Source organism: Streptomyces sp. GSL17-111 (assembly GCF_037911585.1).
Classification (GTDB): domain Bacteria; phylum Actinomycetota; class Actinomycetes; order Streptomycetales; family Streptomycetaceae; genus Streptomyces.
In genome coordinates, this window is the sequence record NZ_JBAJNS010000001.1 from 98,382 (window position 1) to 115,597 (window position 17,216).

Annotated in this window: 19 protein-coding genes; 8 read left to right on the plus strand and 11 right to left on the minus strand. The window is 73.3% G+C overall.

Translation table 11 applies throughout. The annotated features are described in order from the left end of the window. Positions 1-8 precede the first annotated feature (8 nt). Complete coding sequence (locus V6D49_RS00510; RefSeq protein ID WP_340556080.1) at positions 9-425, plus strand: CoA-binding protein; 417 nt, start codon at positions 9-11, stop codon at positions 423-425. Between the two features lie 24 nt (positions 426-449). Here V6D49_RS00510 and V6D49_RS00515 read toward each other — a convergent pair whose 3' ends face one another. After that, positions 450-1,022: a helix-turn-helix domain-containing protein gene (locus V6D49_RS00515; RefSeq protein ID WP_340556081.1), complete on the minus strand. Its 573-nt coding sequence runs from the start codon at positions 1,020-1,022 to the stop codon at positions 450-452. Between the two features lie 108 nt (positions 1,023-1,130). On the opposite strand from V6D49_RS00515, the gene V6D49_RS00520 reads away from it, so the two are divergent. Next, positions 1,131-1,997, plus strand: coding sequence for an EamA family transporter (locus V6D49_RS00520; RefSeq protein WP_340556083.1), 867 nt, complete (start codon positions 1,131-1,133; stop codon positions 1,995-1,997). Positions 1,998-2,141: 144 nt separating this feature from the next. Here the strand turns inward: V6D49_RS00520 and V6D49_RS00525 are convergent, their stop codons facing one another. From V6D49_RS00525 to V6D49_RS00535, 3 genes are all read right to left on the minus strand, one after another. Next, the gene (locus V6D49_RS00525; RefSeq protein ID WP_340556085.1) at positions 2,142-2,912 is read right to left on the minus strand and encodes an acyltransferase; all 771 of its coding nucleotides are present in this window, start codon (positions 2,910-2,912) and stop codon (positions 2,142-2,144) included. A 1-nt stretch (position 2,913) separates the two neighbouring features. Then, positions 2,914-3,453 (minus strand): gamma carbonic anhydrase family protein, encoded by a 540-nt coding sequence (locus V6D49_RS00530; RefSeq protein ID WP_340556087.1) that lies wholly within the window; start codon positions 3,451-3,453, stop codon positions 2,914-2,916. A gap of 78 nt (positions 3,454-3,531) precedes the next feature. After that, positions 3,532-3,984 carry a DUF4442 domain-containing protein gene (locus V6D49_RS00535; protein ID WP_340556089.1) on the minus strand — a complete coding sequence of 151 codons (453 nt, stop codon included), beginning with the start codon at positions 3,982-3,984 and terminating at the stop codon, positions 3,532-3,534. Positions 3,985-4,114: 130 nt separating this feature from the next. Here V6D49_RS00535 and V6D49_RS00540 point away from each other — a divergent pair, with 130 nt between their 5' ends. Together V6D49_RS00540 and V6D49_RS00545 are read left to right on the plus strand one after the other, a co-directional pair. After that, on the plus strand, positions 4,115-5,167 hold the full coding sequence (locus tag V6D49_RS00540) for a hypothetical protein (RefSeq protein WP_340556091.1): 1,053 nt from the start codon (positions 4,115-4,117) through the stop codon (positions 5,165-5,167). 8 nt (positions 5,168-5,175) lie between these two features. Then, entirely contained in the window at positions 5,176-6,516 is a 1,341-nt protein-coding gene (locus tag V6D49_RS00545) for an MFS transporter (protein WP_340556092.1), read from the plus strand. Here V6D49_RS00545 and V6D49_RS00550 read toward each other — a convergent pair. Further along, positions 6,456-7,298, minus strand: coding sequence for a spermidine synthase (locus V6D49_RS00550; protein WP_340556094.1), 843 nt, complete (start codon positions 7,296-7,298; stop codon positions 6,456-6,458). The two genes, V6D49_RS00545 and V6D49_RS00550, sit on opposite strands and share 61 nt — an antisense overlap. A gap of 151 nt (positions 7,299-7,449) precedes the next feature. Between V6D49_RS00550 and V6D49_RS00555 the strand changes: the two genes are divergently transcribed. From V6D49_RS00555 to lnt, 3 genes are all read left to right on the plus strand, one after another. Next, entirely contained in the window at positions 7,450-8,211 is a 762-nt protein-coding gene (locus V6D49_RS00555; RefSeq protein ID WP_340556097.1) for a TVP38/TMEM64 family protein, read from the plus strand. Between the two features lie 110 nt (positions 8,212-8,321). Continuing rightward, positions 8,322-9,215, plus strand: a complete 894-nt coding sequence (locus V6D49_RS00560) for an undecaprenyl-diphosphate phosphatase (RefSeq protein WP_340556099.1) — start codon at positions 8,322-8,324, stop codon at positions 9,213-9,215. A gap of 64 nt (positions 9,216-9,279) precedes the next feature. Beyond that, positions 9,280-10,812 (plus strand): apolipoprotein N-acyltransferase, encoded by a 1,533-nt coding sequence (gene lnt, locus V6D49_RS00565; protein WP_340556101.1) that lies wholly within the window; start codon positions 9,280-9,282, stop codon positions 10,810-10,812. On the opposite strand, the gene V6D49_RS00570 is transcribed toward lnt, so the two are convergent. After that, positions 10,784-11,689, minus strand: coding sequence for a Gfo/Idh/MocA family protein (locus tag V6D49_RS00570; protein ID WP_340563576.1), 906 nt, complete (start codon positions 11,687-11,689; stop codon positions 10,784-10,786). The genes lnt and V6D49_RS00570 overlap by 29 nt on opposite strands. Before the next feature lie 196 nt (positions 11,690-11,885). On the opposite strand from V6D49_RS00570, the gene V6D49_RS00575 reads away from it, so the two are divergent. Then, positions 11,886-12,338 (plus strand): hypothetical protein, encoded by a 453-nt coding sequence (locus V6D49_RS00575; protein WP_340556102.1) that lies wholly within the window; start codon positions 11,886-11,888, stop codon positions 12,336-12,338. Here the strand turns inward: V6D49_RS00575 and V6D49_RS00580 are convergent. From V6D49_RS00580 to fabG, 5 genes are all read right to left on the minus strand, one after another. Beyond that, positions 12,326-12,832, minus strand: coding sequence for a hypothetical protein (locus tag V6D49_RS00580; RefSeq protein ID WP_340556103.1), 507 nt, complete (start codon positions 12,830-12,832; stop codon positions 12,326-12,328). The two genes, V6D49_RS00575 and V6D49_RS00580, sit on opposite strands and share 13 nt — an antisense overlap. A gap of 110 nt (positions 12,833-12,942) precedes the next feature. Beyond that, positions 12,943-13,614: a uracil-DNA glycosylase gene (gene ung, locus V6D49_RS00585; RefSeq protein WP_340563578.1), complete on the minus strand. Its 672-nt coding sequence runs from the start codon at positions 13,612-13,614 to the stop codon at positions 12,943-12,945. 97 nt (positions 13,615-13,711) lie between these two features. After that, entirely contained in the window at positions 13,712-15,268 is a 1,557-nt protein-coding gene (locus V6D49_RS00590; protein ID WP_340556106.1) for an ABC transporter substrate-binding protein, read from the minus strand. Positions 15,269-15,642: 374 nt separating this feature from the next. Beyond that, positions 15,643-16,398, minus strand: coding sequence for an SDR family oxidoreductase (locus tag V6D49_RS00595; RefSeq protein ID WP_340556108.1), 756 nt, complete (start codon positions 16,396-16,398; stop codon positions 15,643-15,645). A 33-nt stretch (positions 16,399-16,431) separates the two neighbouring features. Continuing rightward, positions 16,432-17,193, minus strand: a complete 762-nt coding sequence (gene fabG / locus V6D49_RS00600; protein WP_340556109.1) for a 3-oxoacyl-ACP reductase FabG — start codon at positions 17,191-17,193, stop codon at positions 16,432-16,434. Between the last annotated feature and the right edge of the window lie 23 nt (positions 17,194-17,216).

Here is a 17,216-nt window from a genome sequence, read left to right on the forward strand (position 1 = left end):
CCGCCGTCATGAACGTGGAACCTTCTGAGGCCGACCGTGCCGTGCGCCGTATGCTGACCGAACTGGGCGACACCTGGGCGGTGGTCGGGCTCTCGCAGAACGCCGGCCGCGCCGCGTACGGGGTCGCCGAGGTGCTCCAGCGGTACGGCAAGCGGATCGTGCCGGTGCACCCGAAGGCCGATACGGTGCACGGGGAGCGCGGGTACGCCTCGCTGGCCGACATCCCCTTCCCCGTGGACGTCGTGGACGTCTTCGTGAACTCCGCGCTGGCCGGAGCGGTGGCGGACGACGCGGTCGCGATCGGGGCGCGCGGGGTGTGGTTCCAGCTGGGCGTCCTCGACCCGGCGGCCTACGAGCGCACCCGGGCCGCCGGTGTGGAGATGGTCATGGACCGGTGCCCGGCCATCGAGATCCCCCGGCTGTGAACCGGCTCCGCGCCCCGGGCGGCGTCAGCGCGGGGCGGGGACGGAGACGGCCATCGTCATCTCGACGGGCGTCTCACCGGCGTTGCGGAAGCCGTGCGGCACGTGGGACTCGAACGAGGCGGAGGTGCCTGGGGGCACCTCGTGATCCGTGCCGTCGACGGTGAGGGTGAGCACGCCGGTGCGGACGTGCACCAGTTCGGTCGTCCCGGCCGGATGCGGGTCGGAGGTGCTGCCCTCCCCCGGCATGAGCACCCAGCTCCACAGCTCCAGCGGACCGGGCGCTTCGGCGCCGGCCAGGAGGGTGCTGTGGCTGCCCGCCGGCGTCGACCACAGCCGCACGGCCTGTTCGGCGGGGACGAGACGCACCTGCGGCGCCTGGTCGTAGTCGAGGAGGGTGGTGATGCTCACGCCGAGGGCGTCGCCGACCTTCACGACCGTACCGACGCTGGGGTTGGTGCGGGCCTGCTCGATCTGGATGAGCATGCCCCGGCTGATGCCGGCGCGGGCGGCGAGCGCGTCGAGGGTGAACCCCCGCTCGGTCCGGAGGCGCTTGAGGTTGCGGGCGAGCGACTGGGTGAGATGGTCTAGGTCGGTCACGTGCGGAACCCCTCCCGAGAGTTCATTATTCTGAATTGAACAGTTGCATGTACTGCACTACTGTGTGCTGGACTCCGACGTCCATCACACTGTACTGCGAGGTGCGCGATGACCGTGGCGTTCGCCCTGGTGACCAGCCTGATGTGGGGGCTGGCCGACTTCGGCGGCGGCCTGCTGACGCGGCGCGTGCCCGCGCTGACCGTCGTCGTGGTCTCCCAGTCCCTCGCGGCGGTGGCGCTCGGGGCGATCGTCGTGGCCACGAGCGGCTGGCAGGAGATCGGCTCCCAGTTGTGGTTCGCCGTCGCGGCCGGTGTCGTCGGCCCGATCGGCCTTCTCGCGTTCTACCGGGCACTGGCCCTGGGCCCCATGGGCGTCGTCTCCCCCCTCGCGGCCCTGGGCGCGGTGTCCGTGCCCGTGGGCGTCGGCCTCGCCCTGGGTGAACGGCCGGGAGCCGCCCAGACCGCCGGCATCCTCGTGGCGGTGACCGGCGTGGTCCTGGCCTGCGGACCGGGGACCGGCGGCACGCCGGTGGCACGCCGGACGCTGCTCCTCACCGTCTTCGCCGCGCTCGGCATCGGTGCGGTGATGGCCCTCATCGAGCACGCCTCCGTCACCATGACCGGACTCTTCCTCGCCCTGTTCGTCCAGCGGCTGTGCAACGTCGCGGTCGGCGGCGCGGCGCTGCTGCGGCAGACGCGCCGGGGCCGCCCCGCGCTGCCGCCGGACGGCCGGGCCGGGCTGTGGGCCTCCCTGCCGGCACTGGCACTGGTGGGCCTGGCCGACGTGGCGGCCAACGGGACGTACATGGTCGCCGCGCAGAGCGGACCCGTCACCATCGCGGCCGTCCTCGCCTCGCTGTACCCGGTCATCACCGCGCTCGCCGCCCGCGGCTGGCTGAGCGAACGGCTCCGCCCGGTGCAGACGGCCGGCGTGGGCCTCGCCGTCATGGGCACGCTCCTGCTGGCCACCGGCTGACGGGCGACGGCGGGAGGCGCGGGAGGCGTCACAGGTGCCGCAGGGCCAGGAGCAGCAACCCGACCGCGTGCAGGGCGAGGATCACGGTCAGCACGATCCGCATCGTCCGCATGTCCATCGGGCCTGCGCACCTCCTCGACACGGTCAGCGCTCCGGGCGCTCCTCCAGCGTGCCCGGCTCGGGCACCAGGGCGTCGCCCTCGGCGAGGGCCAGCAACTGCTCGGAGGTGACTCCTTCGGGCACGGGCACGGGCGCCGGGGTCCGCAGCGGTGGCTGCCAGCCCCCGTCGGCGTCCCAGCGCCGGACGACCCGGGCCGGTGCCCCGGCGACGACCGCGTGGTCCGGGACGTCGCCGCGCACGACCGAGGCGGCGGCCACGACGACGTTGCGGCCCAGTCTGGCGCCGGGCAGCACGACGGCGCCGTGGCCCAGCCAGCTGCCGGACCCGATCTCCACCGGCGCCGCGCGCGGCCACTGCTTCCCGACCGGCTCGTGCGGGTCGTCGTAGGAGTGGTTGGTGGAGGTCACGTAGCAGTAGGGGCCGAAGAACACGTCGGTGCCGATCGTCACCCGACTGTGCGCGATGACGTGACTCCCCCGGCCCAGGACGACGCCGTCCCCGAGGGTCAGCACCGGATCGGGACCGAGGTCGAGTCCGGGCATCATCCCGGCGGTGAGCGTCACCTCGGCACCCACGACGCAGTGGTCGCCGAGCTCGATCCACGGCGCGCCGAAGACCGTGCCCTGCGGGAACGCGAGCCGGGTTCCCGTGCCGATGCGCCGGAACGCGTGCGGGCCCGGCCGCTCGCGCGTGACGGCCCCGGCCTCCTGGGCCCAGCTCCAGGCACGGTGCACCGCACGGGAGGCCGTACGGGTCAGCGCCCGGCGCAGGGGCGCGGGAACGGCTCGCGGCACGTCAGCCCACTTCCCCCGTGCCGACCGCGGCGCGGTGCCGCTCCGCCAGGTCGCGGTAGGCGGCCGCGTTGAGCCGGATGTGCTCCAGCTCCTCGTCCGTCAGCTCGCGCCGCACCCTGGCCGGGACGCCCGCCACCAGGGAACGGGGCGGCACCCGCATTCCCTGCGGCACCAGGGCCTGCGCGGCGACGAGCGAACCGGCCCCGATCACCGCGCCGTTGAGCACGGTCGCACCCATACCGACCAGGACGTCGTCCTCGACCGCGCACCCGTGCAGGACCGCGTTGTGGCCGACGGACACGCGCGCGCCGACGGTGACGTCGAAGCCCGGGTCGACGTGCACGGTGCAGTTGTCCTGCACGTTGCTGTCCGGGCCGAGGGTGATCGACCCCATGTCACCCCGCAGCACGGCGCCGTACCAGACGCTCGCCCCGGCGCCCACCGTGACGTCACCGACGACGACCGACGTCGGCGCCGTGTAGGCCCCGGGGTCCACCTTCGGCGGTTTGCCGCCCACACCCGCGATCAACGCTCCTGTCATCGCCCACTCCTCGCTCGTCGCTTCCGTGCCGCGCCTGCGTGCACCGTATGTGACGCGCGGGGGGCCGGGCCGGGCGCCTCAGTCGTTGGGGCGCAGGGTCCACACGATCGTCATGTCGCCGGTGACGGCGCCGTCCTCCCGGGTGATGTCGACGTGCACGGGGAACTCCGGGCGCTGTCCGGCGTCCAGTTCGGCGACGACGTCGGCGACCGGACGGCCGAGCTTCGCGGTCGCGGTGAGCGGCCCCTTGGCCAGCTTCTTGTAGGTGGTCTCGCAGCGGACGGGCAACGGCACGGCGCGGGAGAGCTGGTCCATGAAGGCGGCCATGACGATGGCGCCGCTCGCGGACTCGGCGAGCGTGAACATCGCGCCGGCGTGCGGACCGCCGACGTGGTTGTGGTACTCGCTCCGGTCGGGCAGCCCGACGACCACGCGCTCCGCCGTGGCCTCGGTGAACTCCAGGTTGAGGGTGCGGACCATCGGCACGGAGGCCGCCATCAGCTCGCCGATCGACGGCAGGTTCTCAGACATGGGCCAGACATTACCAGCGAGTAGCTTCGCCGGGTACGGGTCGTCGTGAAACGGCTGCGGATGTCCCGGGCCCGCATCAAAACGGGGGCTGGCCTGGAGAGCGGCCCTGCCCACTCGTAGAGTTCACGTCATGTGGCCAGGACAGCAGCAGCCCGGGGGCGGCCAGAACCCGCAGGAACCCAACCCGTACCAGCAGCCGGGTTATCAGCAACCCAACCCGTACCAGCAGCCCGGCTATCAGCAGCCGAATCCCTACCAGCAGCCTGCGGGGCAGGGTCAGGGACAGTGGAGCCCGCCCGGGGTCCCCGGCGGCCCGCCGCCCGGGGACCCCGGGAAGAAGAAGCGCGCGAACACCGTGATCGCGATCGCGGTGTCCCTCGCCGTCGTCGCCGGCGCCGTCGTCGCGGGTGTCGTGCTGCTGGGCGGGGACGAGGAGCCGGACGCCTCGGCGAAGGGCGGTGACACACCCTCCGCGACCGCGACCCCCTCGCAGGAGACCTCCGACGAGCCCGAGGAGGCCGACGACGAGGAGGAGGGCGCGCGGCGCGACCCGGACAGTCCGCGCGGCAGCGGTGAGGACGAGCCGGACCCCGAGCCGGTGGTGCCCGGCTGGCAGGTCGTCATCAACCCCAAGCACCACAGCGCCTTCGACGTCCCGGAGGACTGGGAGCTGGGCAGCAAGACCACCATCATCGGCTGGGGCGAGAAGGAGCAGGAGGACGGCGCGCTCTTCCCCGTCCCCGAGGTGGCCATGAGCGCCCCGGCCTACTACAAGGACGGGTGGTGCAAGGACTCCGACGGCGGCACCTACTCCCGCTCGGCCGTGGGCACCAAGGGCGCGCAGGGCGCGAAGAACACCAGCGAGGCCGCGCTCTCGGCCGCCCAGAACTTCGTCTACTACCGGCACGGCGAGGACCGGGACAAGCTCGACTGGACCGAGTCCAAGCCGTTCAAGAGCGAGCACGGCATCGAGGGCCACATCGCCACCGCCACCGTCAGCGGCGTGAAGAAGGGCAACAAGTGCGAGGCCGACGGAAAGGCCGTCGCCGTCTCGTGGCTCGACGCCTCCCGTGAGCTGCGCCTGTGGATCCTGATCACCGACACCGGTGTGGAGGACGAGGTGCCCGAGGAGACCATCGACAAGATGACCGCGAGCCTGCGTCCCTACGGCGAGCAGGAGTGACCTCGTCGGTGCCCCGGCCCCGGGGGCCGGGGCACCGACGACAACCCGCCTGGGCGGGCCGCAACTACACGCTGCTCACGGCAGCCGCCGTGATCACCGGTCTCGGCGGCTCCGGGGCTCTCATCGCCGCCGCGTTCGCGGTGCTCCAGGCGGGCGGGTCCGGGACCGACGTGGGACTCGTGGCGGCCGCCCGCACGGTGCCGCTGGTCGTCTTCGTCCTCATCGGCGGCGCGGTGGCCGACCGGCTCCCCCGCCACCGGGTCATGGTCGCCGCGAACACCCTCAACTGCCTCTCCCAGGCCCTCTTCGCCGTCCTCGTCCTCAGCGGCGAGGCACGGATCTGGCACATGGCCGTACTCGCCGCGCTCGGCGGCACCGGGCAGGCGTTCTTCGCCCCGGCGGCCGAGGGCATGGTGCTCGCGTCAGTGACGGGCGAGCAGGCCGGCCGGGCCTTCGCCGTCTTCCGGATCGGTATGAACGGCGCGGCCATCGGGGGTGCGGCGCTGGGCGGGGCCCTGGTGGCCGCCGTCGGGCCGGGCTGGGTGCTCGCCGTCGACGCCGCGGCCTTCGCCGTCGCCGGTGCCCTGCGCGCGTTCCTGGACGTCAGCGGCATGGCCCGGCGTGCGCCCTCCGGTGGCCTGCTGCACGACCTGCGCGAGGGCTGGCGCGAGGTGACCGGGCGGCGCTGGCTGTGGGCGATCGTGCTGCAGTTCGCCGTCGTCAACGCGATGATCGCCGCGGCCGAGGCCGTGTACGGACCGCTCATCGCCGAGGCCCGTCTCGGCGGTGCCGGCCCATGGGGCGTGGCGCTCGCCGCGTTCGGCGCGGGCACGGTGCTGGGCGCGGTGCTGATGACCCGCTGGAAGCCGCACAGGCTGCTGCTCGCCGGGGCGCTGTGCGTCTTTCCGCTCGCCCTGCCGTCCGCCGCGCTGGCCGTGCCGGTGACCGCGCCGACGCTGAGCGCGGTGATGTTCGTCAGCGGTCTGGCGGTGGAGGTCTTCTCCGTCACGTGGATGCTGGCACTGCACCAGGAGGTGCCCGAGGAGAAGTTCTCCCGGGTGGCGGCCTACGACTGGCTCGGCTCGCTCGCCCTGGTTCCGGTGGCCACCGCGCTGGCGGGGCCCGTCGCCGGGGCCGTCGGGATGGACACCGCGCTGTGGGGCGTCTCAGCGGTGGTCGTGCTGCTGACGGCGGCCGTCCTATGCGTCCCCGAGGTGCGGGGACTGCGGCTGCGCGCACCGGCCCCCACCCTCTCGGTGGCCCCGGCCCCGGCGACCCCGGGCCCGGCTCAGCCGATGCTGAAGGAGCCCGGTGGCGGTGGCGGCGACGGGAGGGCGTCCGCGTCCTGAACCGGCCGAACGTCCCCCACCAACCGCCGCAGCGCCGCACCGTGCTCGACGCGGGCCGGGAACGGGTCGCCCGCGCACGCGCGGCTCAGCGCGTCCAGCGGCAGCGCGGCGGCCGAGGCCACCAGGACGACGTTCCCGAACCGGCGCCCCCGTAGCACTCCGGGCTCCGCCATCAGACACACCTGGCCGAAGACGGCGGCGAGCGTCGCCGCCTGGGCGCGCAGGAAGGGGAAGGGCGCGCCGTCGGCGATGTTGACCACGTGCAGACCGTGCGGGCGCAGGGCCCGCGCCGCCGCCTCGGCGCAACCCCGGGTCGTCAGGTGGGCGGGGATCCGCGAGCCGCCGAAGACGTCGGCGACGATCAGGTCGTAGGAATCCGCCGGGGCCGCCTCCAGGGCCCGCCGGGCGTCGGCCGCGCGCGTCCGCGTCCCGCTCCCGGGCGGCAGCGGGAGGTGCTCCAGCACGAGGGCGAGCAGGGCCTCGTCCGCCTCCACGACCGTCTGCCGCGAACCGGGCCGTGCGGAGGCGGTGTAGCGGGGCAGGGTGAGTCCACCGCCCCCGAGGTGGAGGACGTCCAGCGGCCCGGCCGGCCCGGCCGCGTCGATCACGTGGGCGATGCGCCGCGTGTACGCGAACTCCAGGTGCGCGGTGTCGTCGAGGTCGACGTAGGACTGGGGGGCGTCGTCGACGGTGAGCAGCCAGGCCCGCGACCGGTCGACGTCGGGCAGGAGGCGTGCGGTGCCGTGATCGACGGTCCGGACGACGGGGAGGGGCTCGTTCACCGCTCCATTGTGCGGGGGTGGCCGCGCCGTCCGGAGGCGGGGCGCGGAGGCGGGGTCTCAGGCGGGGCGGCGCCTTCGCACACGGCTGCCGTTGGTGCCCACGTCACCGCTGCGCCGCCGGCGCTTCACCTTCGTCGGTTAACCTCCTCCGGTGCCCGCGCCCACTTCCTCCGTCCCGCCCCCTCCGCCGCTCGCCGAGCGTGCGGAGCCGGTCGTCCGGGACGGCCCCCGGCCGGGCCGGGGCCGCCTGCTGCGGCTGGGCCTGCTCACGGTCCTCCTGGCCGCCGGCCTCTACGCCGCCACCACCCTGTTCGACCCGCGACTGCTCACCGAGCCGGGGTGGGCCGGTCACCTGCCGACGGCGCTGGCCGTGCCCGCCTTCGTGGCGCTCCACGGCGTCGGCTCGGCGGTCTTCGTGCCCCGGCCGGTGCTGACCGTGGCCGCCGGGGTGCTCTTCGGCGCGGCGACGGGCACGGCCGCCGCGCTGGCGGGGACGGTCCTCGGAGCGGGACTCGCGTTCGGGCTGGGCCGGCTCCTGGGCCAGGACGCCCTGCGCCCGCTGCTGCGGGGCCGCCGACTGGCGGCGGGCGACCGGCTGCTGAGCCGGTACGGCTTCCGCGCGGTGCTGGTCCTTCGGCTCCTGCCCGGGGTGCCCTTCGCCGCCTCGAACTACGCGGCGTCCGTCTCCCGCATGAGCTGGACGGCGATCCTGGCCGGCACCGCCGTGGGCGCCCTGCCCAGCACCGTCGCCTACGCGCTGGTGGGCAGCCGCGCCGCGGACCCCACCTCGCCGGAGTTCCTGGCCGCCTCCGCCTTCCTGGGGGTCATGGGGATCGCCGCCGTCGTCCTCACCCGGTTCCGCCGGGGACGACCGGACGAACGCGGGTACGAACCGGTGGGTGCCGCCGTCTGAGCCGTGCCCCGACCTAGCATCGGACCGGTCACACCCCCGGTCCCCTCCTCCGCCACGAACAGATCCGCCCCCGTATCCATCCTCGAGTACAAGGACGAGCGCATCCCGACATGACCTGGTTCGAATCATTCATCCTCGGGGTCGTCCAGGGGCTCACGGAATTCCTGCCGATTTCCTCCAGCGCCCATCTGCGCCTGACCGCCGTCGCGGCCGGCTGGCCGGACCCGGGCGCGGCGTTCACCGCGGTCGCCCAGATCGGCACCGAGGTGGCCGTGCTGGTGTACTTCCGCAAGGACATCGTGCGCATCGTGCGGGCGTGGTCGCGGTCCGTGGTGGACAAGGAGGCCCGGCGCGACCTGGACGCGCGCATCGGCTGGCTGGTCATCGTCGGCAGTCTGCCGATCGGCGTGCTGGGGCTGACGCTCAAGGACTACATCGAGGGGCCGTTCCGGAACCTCCAGCTCATCGCGTTCAGCCTGATCGTCCTGGGGATCGTGCTCGGCATCGCCGACCGGATGGCGACCCGGGCGGCCGAGCGGGCGGAGCGGGGCGGTGGCCGTCACCGGGCCGTGAAGCCGCTCAAGGACCTGGAGCACCTGACGGTGCGCGACGGCATACTGTACGGCTTCTGTCAGGCCCTCGCCCTCATCCCCGGCATGTCCCGGTCGGGCTCGACGATCACGGGCGGCCTCTTCCTCGGCTACAACCGGGCGGCCGCGGCCCGGTACTCGTTCCTCCTGGCCATACCGGCGGTACTCGCCTCCGGCGCGCTGGAACTGACGGCGATCGGTGCCGAGGGCGGTCACGTCTCCTGGGGGCCCACAATCCTGGCGACCGTCGTCAGCGGTCTGGTCGGCTACGCGGTCATCGCCTGGTTCATGCGGTTCATCTCCACCCGTAGCTTCCTGCCCTTCGTGATCTACCGGGTGGCGCTGGGCACGGTCCTGCTCGTCCTCATCTGGGTCGGTGTGCTGGATCCGTACGCCGGGGGCCCGAGCCACTGATCGCGGGAGCGGCCGGCGGGGCACACTGGAAGTGGTCCCCGGCCGCCGCGGTAGGAGGCACGGTATGCGACGTGCACCCGCACGACGGTGGTGGAGCCCTGCGGCCCTGGTCGCGGGCGCGCTGCCGGCGCTGGCCTTCCCGGCTCCCGCGCTGTGGTGGCTGGCCTTCGCCGCGCTCGTCCCGTGGCTGCTGCTCCTGCGGGCCGCGCCCGACGGGCGGCGGGCCGCGTGGTTCGGCTGGCTCGGCGGCACCGGCTTCGTTCTGGCGACGCACCACTGGCTGGCCCCCCATCTGCACGTCTTCCTCCTGCCCCTCGCGGCGCTGCTGGGTGCGCTGTGGGCGCCCTGGGGCGCGCTGGCCCACCGGCTCCTCGCCGACCGCACCGGGGTGGAGGGCTCTGCTGCGGGCGGCGCGGGCCCGGACGGGCGCCGCCGGACGGGGGCGGCCGTCGTGGTGCTGCCGTCGGCGTGGCTCGTGGTGGAGCTGATCCGCTCCTGGGAGTACGCGGGCGGCCCGTGGGGGCTGCTGGGAGCGAGCCAGTGGTCGTGGGAGCCGGGGCTGCGGCTGGCGTCGCTGGGCGGAGTGTGGCTGGTCGGTTGGCTGATCGTGGCCGTCAACGTCGGGATCGCCGCGCTGCTCGCCCGGACCGCCCCGCGTCCGGTCCGGGGCACCGCGGCCGCCGCGCTGGGATGCTGCGCGCTGGTGATCGCCGGCGCGTGGCTCGCGGTGGAGCCACCCCGGACCACCGGTGCGGTGCGGGTGGCCGTCGTGCAGCCCGGTGAACTCTCCGAGCCGGGTCCGCGCTTCGACCGGGGGGTGGAACTGACGCGGACGCTGGCCGGCCGGGACGTGGACCTCGTGGTGTGGGCGGAGAGCAGCGTGGGCTTCGACCTGTCGGCCCGCGACGACCTCACGGACCGGCTGGCCGCCGTCTCCGCCGACGTCGACGCACCGCTCCTGGTCAACGTGGACGCCCGCCGGGTGGACGGTCCGGGAATCGTCAAGAGCTCCGTGCTCGTGGACACCGGAGGGCTGTCCGGCGACCGGTACGACAAGATGCGGCTGGTCCCGTTCGGGGAGTACGTTCCGCTGCGTTCGGTGCTGGGCTGGGCCACCGAGGTGGGACGTGCGGCCGACGTGGACCGGGTACGCGGGACGGAACCGGTGGTGATGAGCGCGGGCGGCGTCCGCGTCGGCCCGCTGATCTGCTTCGAGACGGCCTTCCCCGACATGAGCCGGCACCTGGTGCGGGAGGGTGCGCAGGTACTGGTGGGGCAGTCGGCCACCAGCAGCTTCCAGGGGACCTGGGCCCCCCGGCAGCACGCGTCGCTGGCCGCGCTGCGGGCGGCCGAGACGGGGCGCCCGATGGTGCACGCGACTCTGACCGGCATCACCGCGGTCCACGGCCCGGACGGGGCACGCGTCGGACCGCGGCTGGAGTCGGACCGCAGCGCGACGCACGTGTACGCGGTGCCGCTGGCGACCGGCCGCACCTTCTCCGTCCGGGCGGGCGACTGGGTGGCGCTCGGGTCGCTCGGCGTGGTCGGTGCGGCCGCCGTCGTCCTGGTCAGTCGGCGTGCTGCCGGACGGCCGTGATGATCCGCTCGCACAGCTCGTGGGTGAGCAGGGCGTCCGCGGCGCTGAGCGTCACGCCGCCCCGTACCGCGTCGAGGAAGGAGAGGACGGCCTGCTCGATGCCCCGCTGCCGGGCCACCGGTACCCAGTCACCACGGCGGCGGACGCTGGGCTGGCCCTTGTGGTCGATGACCTCGGCGAGGTTGCGGACCTCACGCTTGGTGTCCTGGCCGGACACCTCCAGGACCTCCTCCGCCGATCCGGAAAGCCGGTTCATGATGCCCACGGCGGTGAAGGTGTCGCCGGAGAGCTGGAGGACGACGTGGTGCAGCAGCCCGTCCCGGACCCGGGCGCGGACGTCGACCCGGTCGTGGGGGGCGGGGGCGAGGAAGCGCAGGGTGTCGACGACGTGGATGAAGTCATCGTAGACCAGGGAGCGGGGTTCCTCGGGCAGGCCCACCCGGTTCTTCTGCATCAGGATCAGGTCGCGCGGGTGCTCGCGGCACTGGGCGTAGGCCGGGGCGAAGCGCCGGTTGAAGCCGACCGCGAGACTGACTCCGCGCTGTTCCGCGAGGTCCACGAGGTGCTCGGACGCGGCGAGGTCGTAGGCCAGCGGCTTGTCGACGTAGGTGGGGACGTCCGCTGCGAGCAGCCTGCCGACCAGCTCGGGGTGGACGGCGGTCGGGGCGTGGACGAACGCCGCGTCCAGCCCGGCCGCGAGCAGCCCGTCGAACGTCTCGTGCCGGTGGGCTTCGGGGACCCGGTGGGTCTCGCCGAGGCGGTGCAGGGTGGCGGCGGTCCGGGTGTGCAGGTGCGGTTCCAGCCCGGGCTGGGCGGCGATGACGGGAAGGTAGGCCTTCTGCGCGATGTCTCCCAGCCCGATGACGCCGACCTTCACCGCGTGTCTCCTCGCCTCGCCCGCCATGCCAGCCGCTCCGTCGGCACGCGGGCAGCATACGCCGGGGCCGGGGCGGCCGGTTCGGCGCCCCGGCGAAGGCGCGGGGCGGCATGGGCATCCCGACCGGTCGGCACGACCTCCGGATCACCCTCACGGGGAGTTACCGGACGCCGCCGATTACGGCACAGTGGGTCCGGTGCGACGATCCTCCTGTGCCCTTCTCCTGACCGGCGTGGCCCTGGCCTCGGCCTCCGGCTGCGTCACCGTACCCGCCGAGCAGCGCCCGGAACCGGCCGCCGACCGGCACAGCGGCGGCCCGGAGAGCACCCCGCCCGGGTCCACCGCGCCCACACCGCGCGAGGCGCTCACCACGCCCCGGCCCCGACCGTCCGCCACCTCGGCGGAGATCACGGAGGGTGCACCCCAGGACGGGCACGCCGACGCCGGACACGGGCCGACCGGCCCGCCTCCCGCCCCGGCCCCGCCCACCGGGCGAGGGTTCCCGGCCGGGCCGCCGCCCACCGCGCTGCCCGATCCCGTCGCCTCCGCCGCGAGGGGGACGGACGTCTGCCGGCTCGGGGAGGTGTACGGCGGCTGGGAGTCGGGCAGCCGCGTCGGGGACCACTGCCGTTCCGCCTACGGCGACTGACCGTCCGGCCGCTGCGGATCCCCGCCCGCCTCGGCCAGCCGCAGCTCCAGGCGGCCGACGGCGGCCCGGACGCCGCTGCCGTACGCGTCGTCGCCCAGCGCGTCCAGCACGGCGTGGCAGCGGTCCAGCTCCCGGCGGGCGGCGGTGTGCTGGGCGAGCTTGAGGTAGTCGGCGGCCAGGTTGAGGTGCAGGGAGGGGTAGAGGCCGCGAACGTCGATCTCGTGGCCCCCGAAGCCCGCCCGGGCTCCGGCCAGTGCCTCGGCCGCCCCGAGCGCGCGCAGGTCCCAGGCGAGCTCGGCCTGCGGGTCGTCCTGGGTGTCGGCCATGTAGTGGGCCACCGTGACGCGGTGAAGGTGGTCGCGGTCGTGGTCCAGCTCGGCCCACAGCGCGGAGAAACGGTTGCGCGCCTCCTCGCGGTCGCCACCGTGCAGCAGCATCACGGCCTGGCCGATCCGGGTCGTCATCGCCTGCTCGGCCGGGGTCTGCTGGTTCACCTGGTTCTCCCGTGCGGTGGGGCCGGACGGCCGGGGGCGCCGGCGGCCGGGGGCGGGGCGATCCGCCGCCCCGACGCTAGCGGCCGGGGCGGCGGATCCACGACAGGCGCTCAGCCCGCCAGGTCGGGAATGCGCCAGTCGATGGGCTCGTGTCCCTGGGCGGCGACGGCCTCGTCGATGCGGCCGAAGGGCCGGGAGCCGAAGAACCGCTTCGCCGAGAGCGGCGAGGGGTGCGCCCCCTCCACGACGGTGTGGCGCGCGGTGTCGATCAGCCGCAGCTTCTTGCGCGCGTAGTTCCCCCACAGTACGAACACCGCCGGGTCGCGCCGGGCGGAGACGGCACGGATCACGGCGTCGGTGAACTGCTCCCAGCCCTTGCCCTTGTGCGAGTTGGCTTCTCCGGCACGCACGGTGAGCACCGCGTTGAGCAGGAGCACGCCCTGCCGCGCCCACGGCATGAGATAGCCGTTGTCCGGCACCGGGTGCCCCAGCTCCGCGTTCAGCTCCTTGTAGATGTTGCGCAGGGACGGCGGGACGCGCACCCCGGGACGCACCGAGAAGCACAGCCCGTGGCCCTGGCCTTCGCCGTGGTACGGGTCCTGGCCGAGGATCAGCACCTTGACCCTGTCGAAAGGTGTCGCGTCCAGCGCGGCGAAGACCTCTTCGCGCGGCGGGTACACCGGACCGCGCGCCCGCTCCTCCTCGACGAACTCCGTCAGCTCCTTGAAGTAGGGCTTGTCGAGCTCCTCGCCGAGTACGTCCTGCCAGGACGCGGGCAGCATGTCGATCACCTGGTCACCCCTCCGTGAATACGCGATGGCGCCCGGCGGAGAGACCGCCGGGCGCCATCGAACGTACCGCTGGGCACTGACAGTGCGGTTACCAGCTCGCCTTACGGTGCAGCTCCCACACCCGCATGATCGTCGAGGAGTCGATCGTCCACTCGATGCCCGCGATCTCGTCGTGCGCGGCGATGTACACGCGCCCCTGCCAGAGCGGGATCAACCGGGCGTCCTCGGCGAGGATGCGCTGGGCCTCCTTCAGGACGCTGCCGGCCGCAGCGCGGTCGCTCTGCCGCCGCGACTCCGGGAGCAGCTCCTCGGTCAGCTCGGCGTCCTCGTAGGGCACCCCGACGGCGTTCTCACTGCCGACGAACGGGCCGATGAAGTTGTCGGCGTCGGGGAAGTCGGGGAACCAGCCGCGGCCGAAGACCTCGTACTCGCCCTCCTTGACCCCGCTCTGGAACTCGTCCCAGGTCGGCTTGTGCTCGATCTCTATCGAGAAGAGCCCCGTGGAGTTGAGCTGGCTCTGGATCTCCTCGAACTCGGCCTTGGTGGCGGAGCCGTAGCGTTCGGTGGTGTAGGAGAACGTCATCTCCACCGGCGTGCTCACCCCGGCGGCGGAGAGCAGTTCCTCCGCCTTCTTCTGGTTGGGCTCGCCGTACTCGTCGAAGAACGCGCTGGTGTGGCCGGTGATGCCACCGGGCACCATCGAGTAGAGCGGCTCGACGGTACGCTGGTGGACCTCGCGCACCAGGGCCTTGCGGTCCACGAGCTGGGCTATCGCCTGACGCACGGCGGCGTCCCCGGCGGCCCCGAGCCCCGGGTTGAAGACCAGGTAGCGCGTCTCGGTCCCGACGACGTCGTGCAGCGAGACGTCCTTGTTGCCGAACTCGCCCTCCCGGACGGCGCTGATGTGGTCCGGGGTCAGGCCGCGGAAGGTCAGGTCGACCTCCTCCTTCTCCAGCGCCTGCATCATCCGGTCGGAGTCCTGGAAGTAGCGGATCGTCACCGCGTCGTTCTTCAGCTCGGCGGCACCCTGGTAGTCGGTGTTCTTGACGAGCACCGACTCCTTGCCGCGCCGGTAGGACTTCAGCTCGTAGGGGCCCGAGGCCGTCACCTTCTCGGACTCCCGCAGCTTGTCGGCCGGGTAGACCTCGGGGTCGACGAGCGAGGCGGCGGGCGTGGCCAGGATCAGCGGGAACGTGGCGTTGGACTTCTTCAGGTGGAAGACGACCGTGTGGTCACCGCTCGTCTCGACGCGGTCCAGCGAGTCCAGCAGCTGCGCGGGACCGAGCGGCGCGGCGATGTTGACCGTCCGCTCGATCGAGTACTTCACGGCCTCCGCGTCCAGCGGACGGCCACTGGAGAACTTCAGCCCCTCCTTCAGCTCGCACCGGTACACCTGGCTGCTGTTGTCCGTGAAAGCACAGCTCTTGGCGGCGTCGGGGGCCGGCGTGCCGCTGGAGCTCGGGAAGTGCAGCAGCGTCTGGTAGACGTTGCGGAACAGCTCCCAGGAGCCGTCCCAGGCCCCCGCCGGGTCCAGCGCGCTCGGCGCGCTGGTCGTGCCGACGATGATGGGCTCATCCTCCGCGTCGCTTCCTCCGGTCAGTGAAGCGCAACCGGCGAGCAGGGTGATGACCGACCCTGCCGCCATGCTTCGGAGAAGCCTCTTCCGGCTGAACACGTGCACGCTCCTCGATGAACGGGGCCACAACGGATCTCGGTGCGTGCGACAGGACTCGCCGGCTGGGAAGAGGTACTCGCCCACTCTCGGCCCCCCGCGCGGAACGCACCAGGTGCGGCGGCGGACCCCGCAGCCTGTGACGTCGCAGACCCTACCGCAGCGAACGCCGGAACTACATGGACGGATCAACCACCTCTGCATCGGTTCGCACGACCGTCACGGAACCGGCAGCGACGGTGACTCACCGGTGCTCATCGGCCCCTTTTCCGGGGCACGCGGACCGGCGCCGACCCCCTCGGGGCCGGCGCCGGTACGGGCGAACGCGCGGGTACGGGCCGACGCCGTCAGGCCACGCCGGCGTTGAGGAAGAGGCCGCCGTCGAGCACCAGGGTCTGGCCGGTGATCCACTGGGCGTCGTCCGAGGTGAGGAACGCCGCCGCACCGCCGATGTCCTCCGGTAGCCCGAGGCGTCCGAGCGGATAGCGCCGCACCGTCTCCTCCTCACGGCCCTCGTACAGCGCCGCGGCGAACCGGGTCTTCACCACCGCCGGGGCGAGGGCGTTGACCCGCACGCCGGGCGCCATCTCGTGGGCGAGCTGCAGCGTCAGGTTCACCATCGCCGCCTTGCTGACGCCGTAGGCGCCCACGAACGGCGAGGCGCTGACGCCCGCGACGGAGGCGATGTTGAGGATCGTTCCACCGTTGTCGCGCTGCCAGGCCGCCCAGGTGCGCTGGGCGAAGCCGAGGGCCGAGACGACGTTCGTCTCGAACACCTTGCGCGCCACCTCCAGGTCCAGCTCGGCGAGCGGGCCGAAGACGGGGTTGGTGCCGGCGTTGTTGACCAGGTGGTCGACGCGGCCCCAGGCGTCCATGACCCGCTCGACGGCCTCGGCCTGGTGCGCCTCGTCCCGGGCCTTCCCCGGCACGCCCATGGCGCGCTCGGCCCCGAGGGAGGCGACGGCCTCCTTGAGGGACTCCTCGTTGCGTCCGGTGATGCAGACGCGGTCGCCACGGGCCACGAGGGCCTGCGCGATGCCGTACCCGATCCCCCGGCTCCCGCCGGTGACCAGGGCGACGCGACCGGTGTCCGGCGTTGTCATCGCTGTCCTGCCTTGTCTCTCGTGGTGACCCGGTCAGTCGAGGGGTCCGCCGGCGACGTACAGGACCTGGCCGGAGACGAAGCCGTTGTCGTCACGGGTGAAGTAGGCGACGGCACCGGCCACGTCCTCCGGGCGGCCCACCCGCTGCACCGGGATCTGCGAGGCGGCGGCGGCCTTGAAGTCCTCGAAGTCCATACCGACGCGGGCCGCGGTGGCCGCCGTCATGTCGGTGGCGATGAAGCCGGGGGCGACCGCGTTGGCCGTGACCCCGAACTTGCCGAGCTCCTTGGCCAGCGTCTTGGTCAGCCCCTGCAGACCGGCCTTGGCCGCCGAGTAGTTGGCCTGGCCGCGGTTGCCGAGGGCCGAGCTGGAGGAGAGGTTCACGATACGGCCGAAGCCCGCGTCCACCATGTGCTTCTGGCAGCCGCGCGACATGAGGAACGCGCCGCGCAGGTGCACGTTCATCACGGTGTCCCAGTCCGACTCGCTCATCTTGAACAGGAGGTTGTCCCGCAGGACGCCCGCGTTGTTCACCAGGACGACCGGTGCGCCGAGTTCCGCGGCGATCCTGGCGAGGGCCGTCTCGACCTGCTCGGCGTCGGAGACGTCGCAGCCGACGGCGAGCGCCCGGCCACCCGCCGCGGTGATCGTCTCCACGGTGTCCTTGCACGCGCCCTCGTCGAGGTCGAGCACCGCGACGGCCCGCCCCTCCTCGGCCAGCCGGACGGCGGTGGCCGCGCCGATACCTCGTGCTGCGCCCGTCACGACCGCGACGCGCTGCTCGGTGCTGGACATGCTGGTTCTCCTCGTCCTCGATG

Excerpts from the sequence above, each read along its gene's own strand:
- V6D49_RS00510 (WP_340556080.1), top strand. The coding sequence starts at position 9 with ATGAACGTGGAACCTTCTGAGGCCGACCGTGCCGTGCGCCGTATGCTG.
- V6D49_RS00520 (WP_340556083.1), top strand. The coding sequence starts at position 1,131 with ATGACCGTGGCGTTCGCCCTGGTGACCAGCCTGATGTGGGGGCTGGCC.
- V6D49_RS00530 (WP_340556087.1), bottom strand. The coding sequence starts at position 3,453 with ATGACAGGAGCGTTGATCGCGGGTGTGGGCGGCAAACCGCCGAAGGTG.
- V6D49_RS00535 (WP_340556089.1), bottom strand. The coding sequence starts at position 3,984 with ATGTCTGAGAACCTGCCGTCGATCGGCGAGCTGATGGCGGCCTCCGTG.
- V6D49_RS00540 (WP_340556091.1), top strand. The coding sequence starts at position 4,115 with ATGTGGCCAGGACAGCAGCAGCCCGGGGGCGGCCAGAACCCGCAGGAA.
- V6D49_RS00560 (WP_340556099.1), top strand. The coding sequence starts at position 8,322 with ATGACCTGGTTCGAATCATTCATCCTCGGGGTCGTCCAGGGGCTCACG.
- lnt (WP_340556101.1), top strand. The coding sequence starts at position 9,280 with ATGCGACGTGCACCCGCACGACGGTGGTGGAGCCCTGCGGCCCTGGTC.
- ung (WP_340563578.1), bottom strand. The coding sequence starts at position 13,614 with ATGCTGCCCGCGTCCTGGCAGGACGTACTCGGCGAGGAGCTCGACAAG.
- V6D49_RS00590 (WP_340556106.1), bottom strand. The coding sequence starts at position 15,268 with ATGGCGGCAGGGTCGGTCATCACCCTGCTCGCCGGTTGCGCTTCACTG.
- V6D49_RS00595 (WP_340556108.1), bottom strand. The coding sequence starts at position 16,398 with ATGACAACGCCGGACACCGGTCGCGTCGCCCTGGTCACCGGCGGGAGC.
- fabG (WP_340556109.1), bottom strand. The coding sequence starts at position 17,193 with ATGTCCAGCACCGAGCAGCGCGTCGCGGTCGTGACGGGCGCAGCACGA.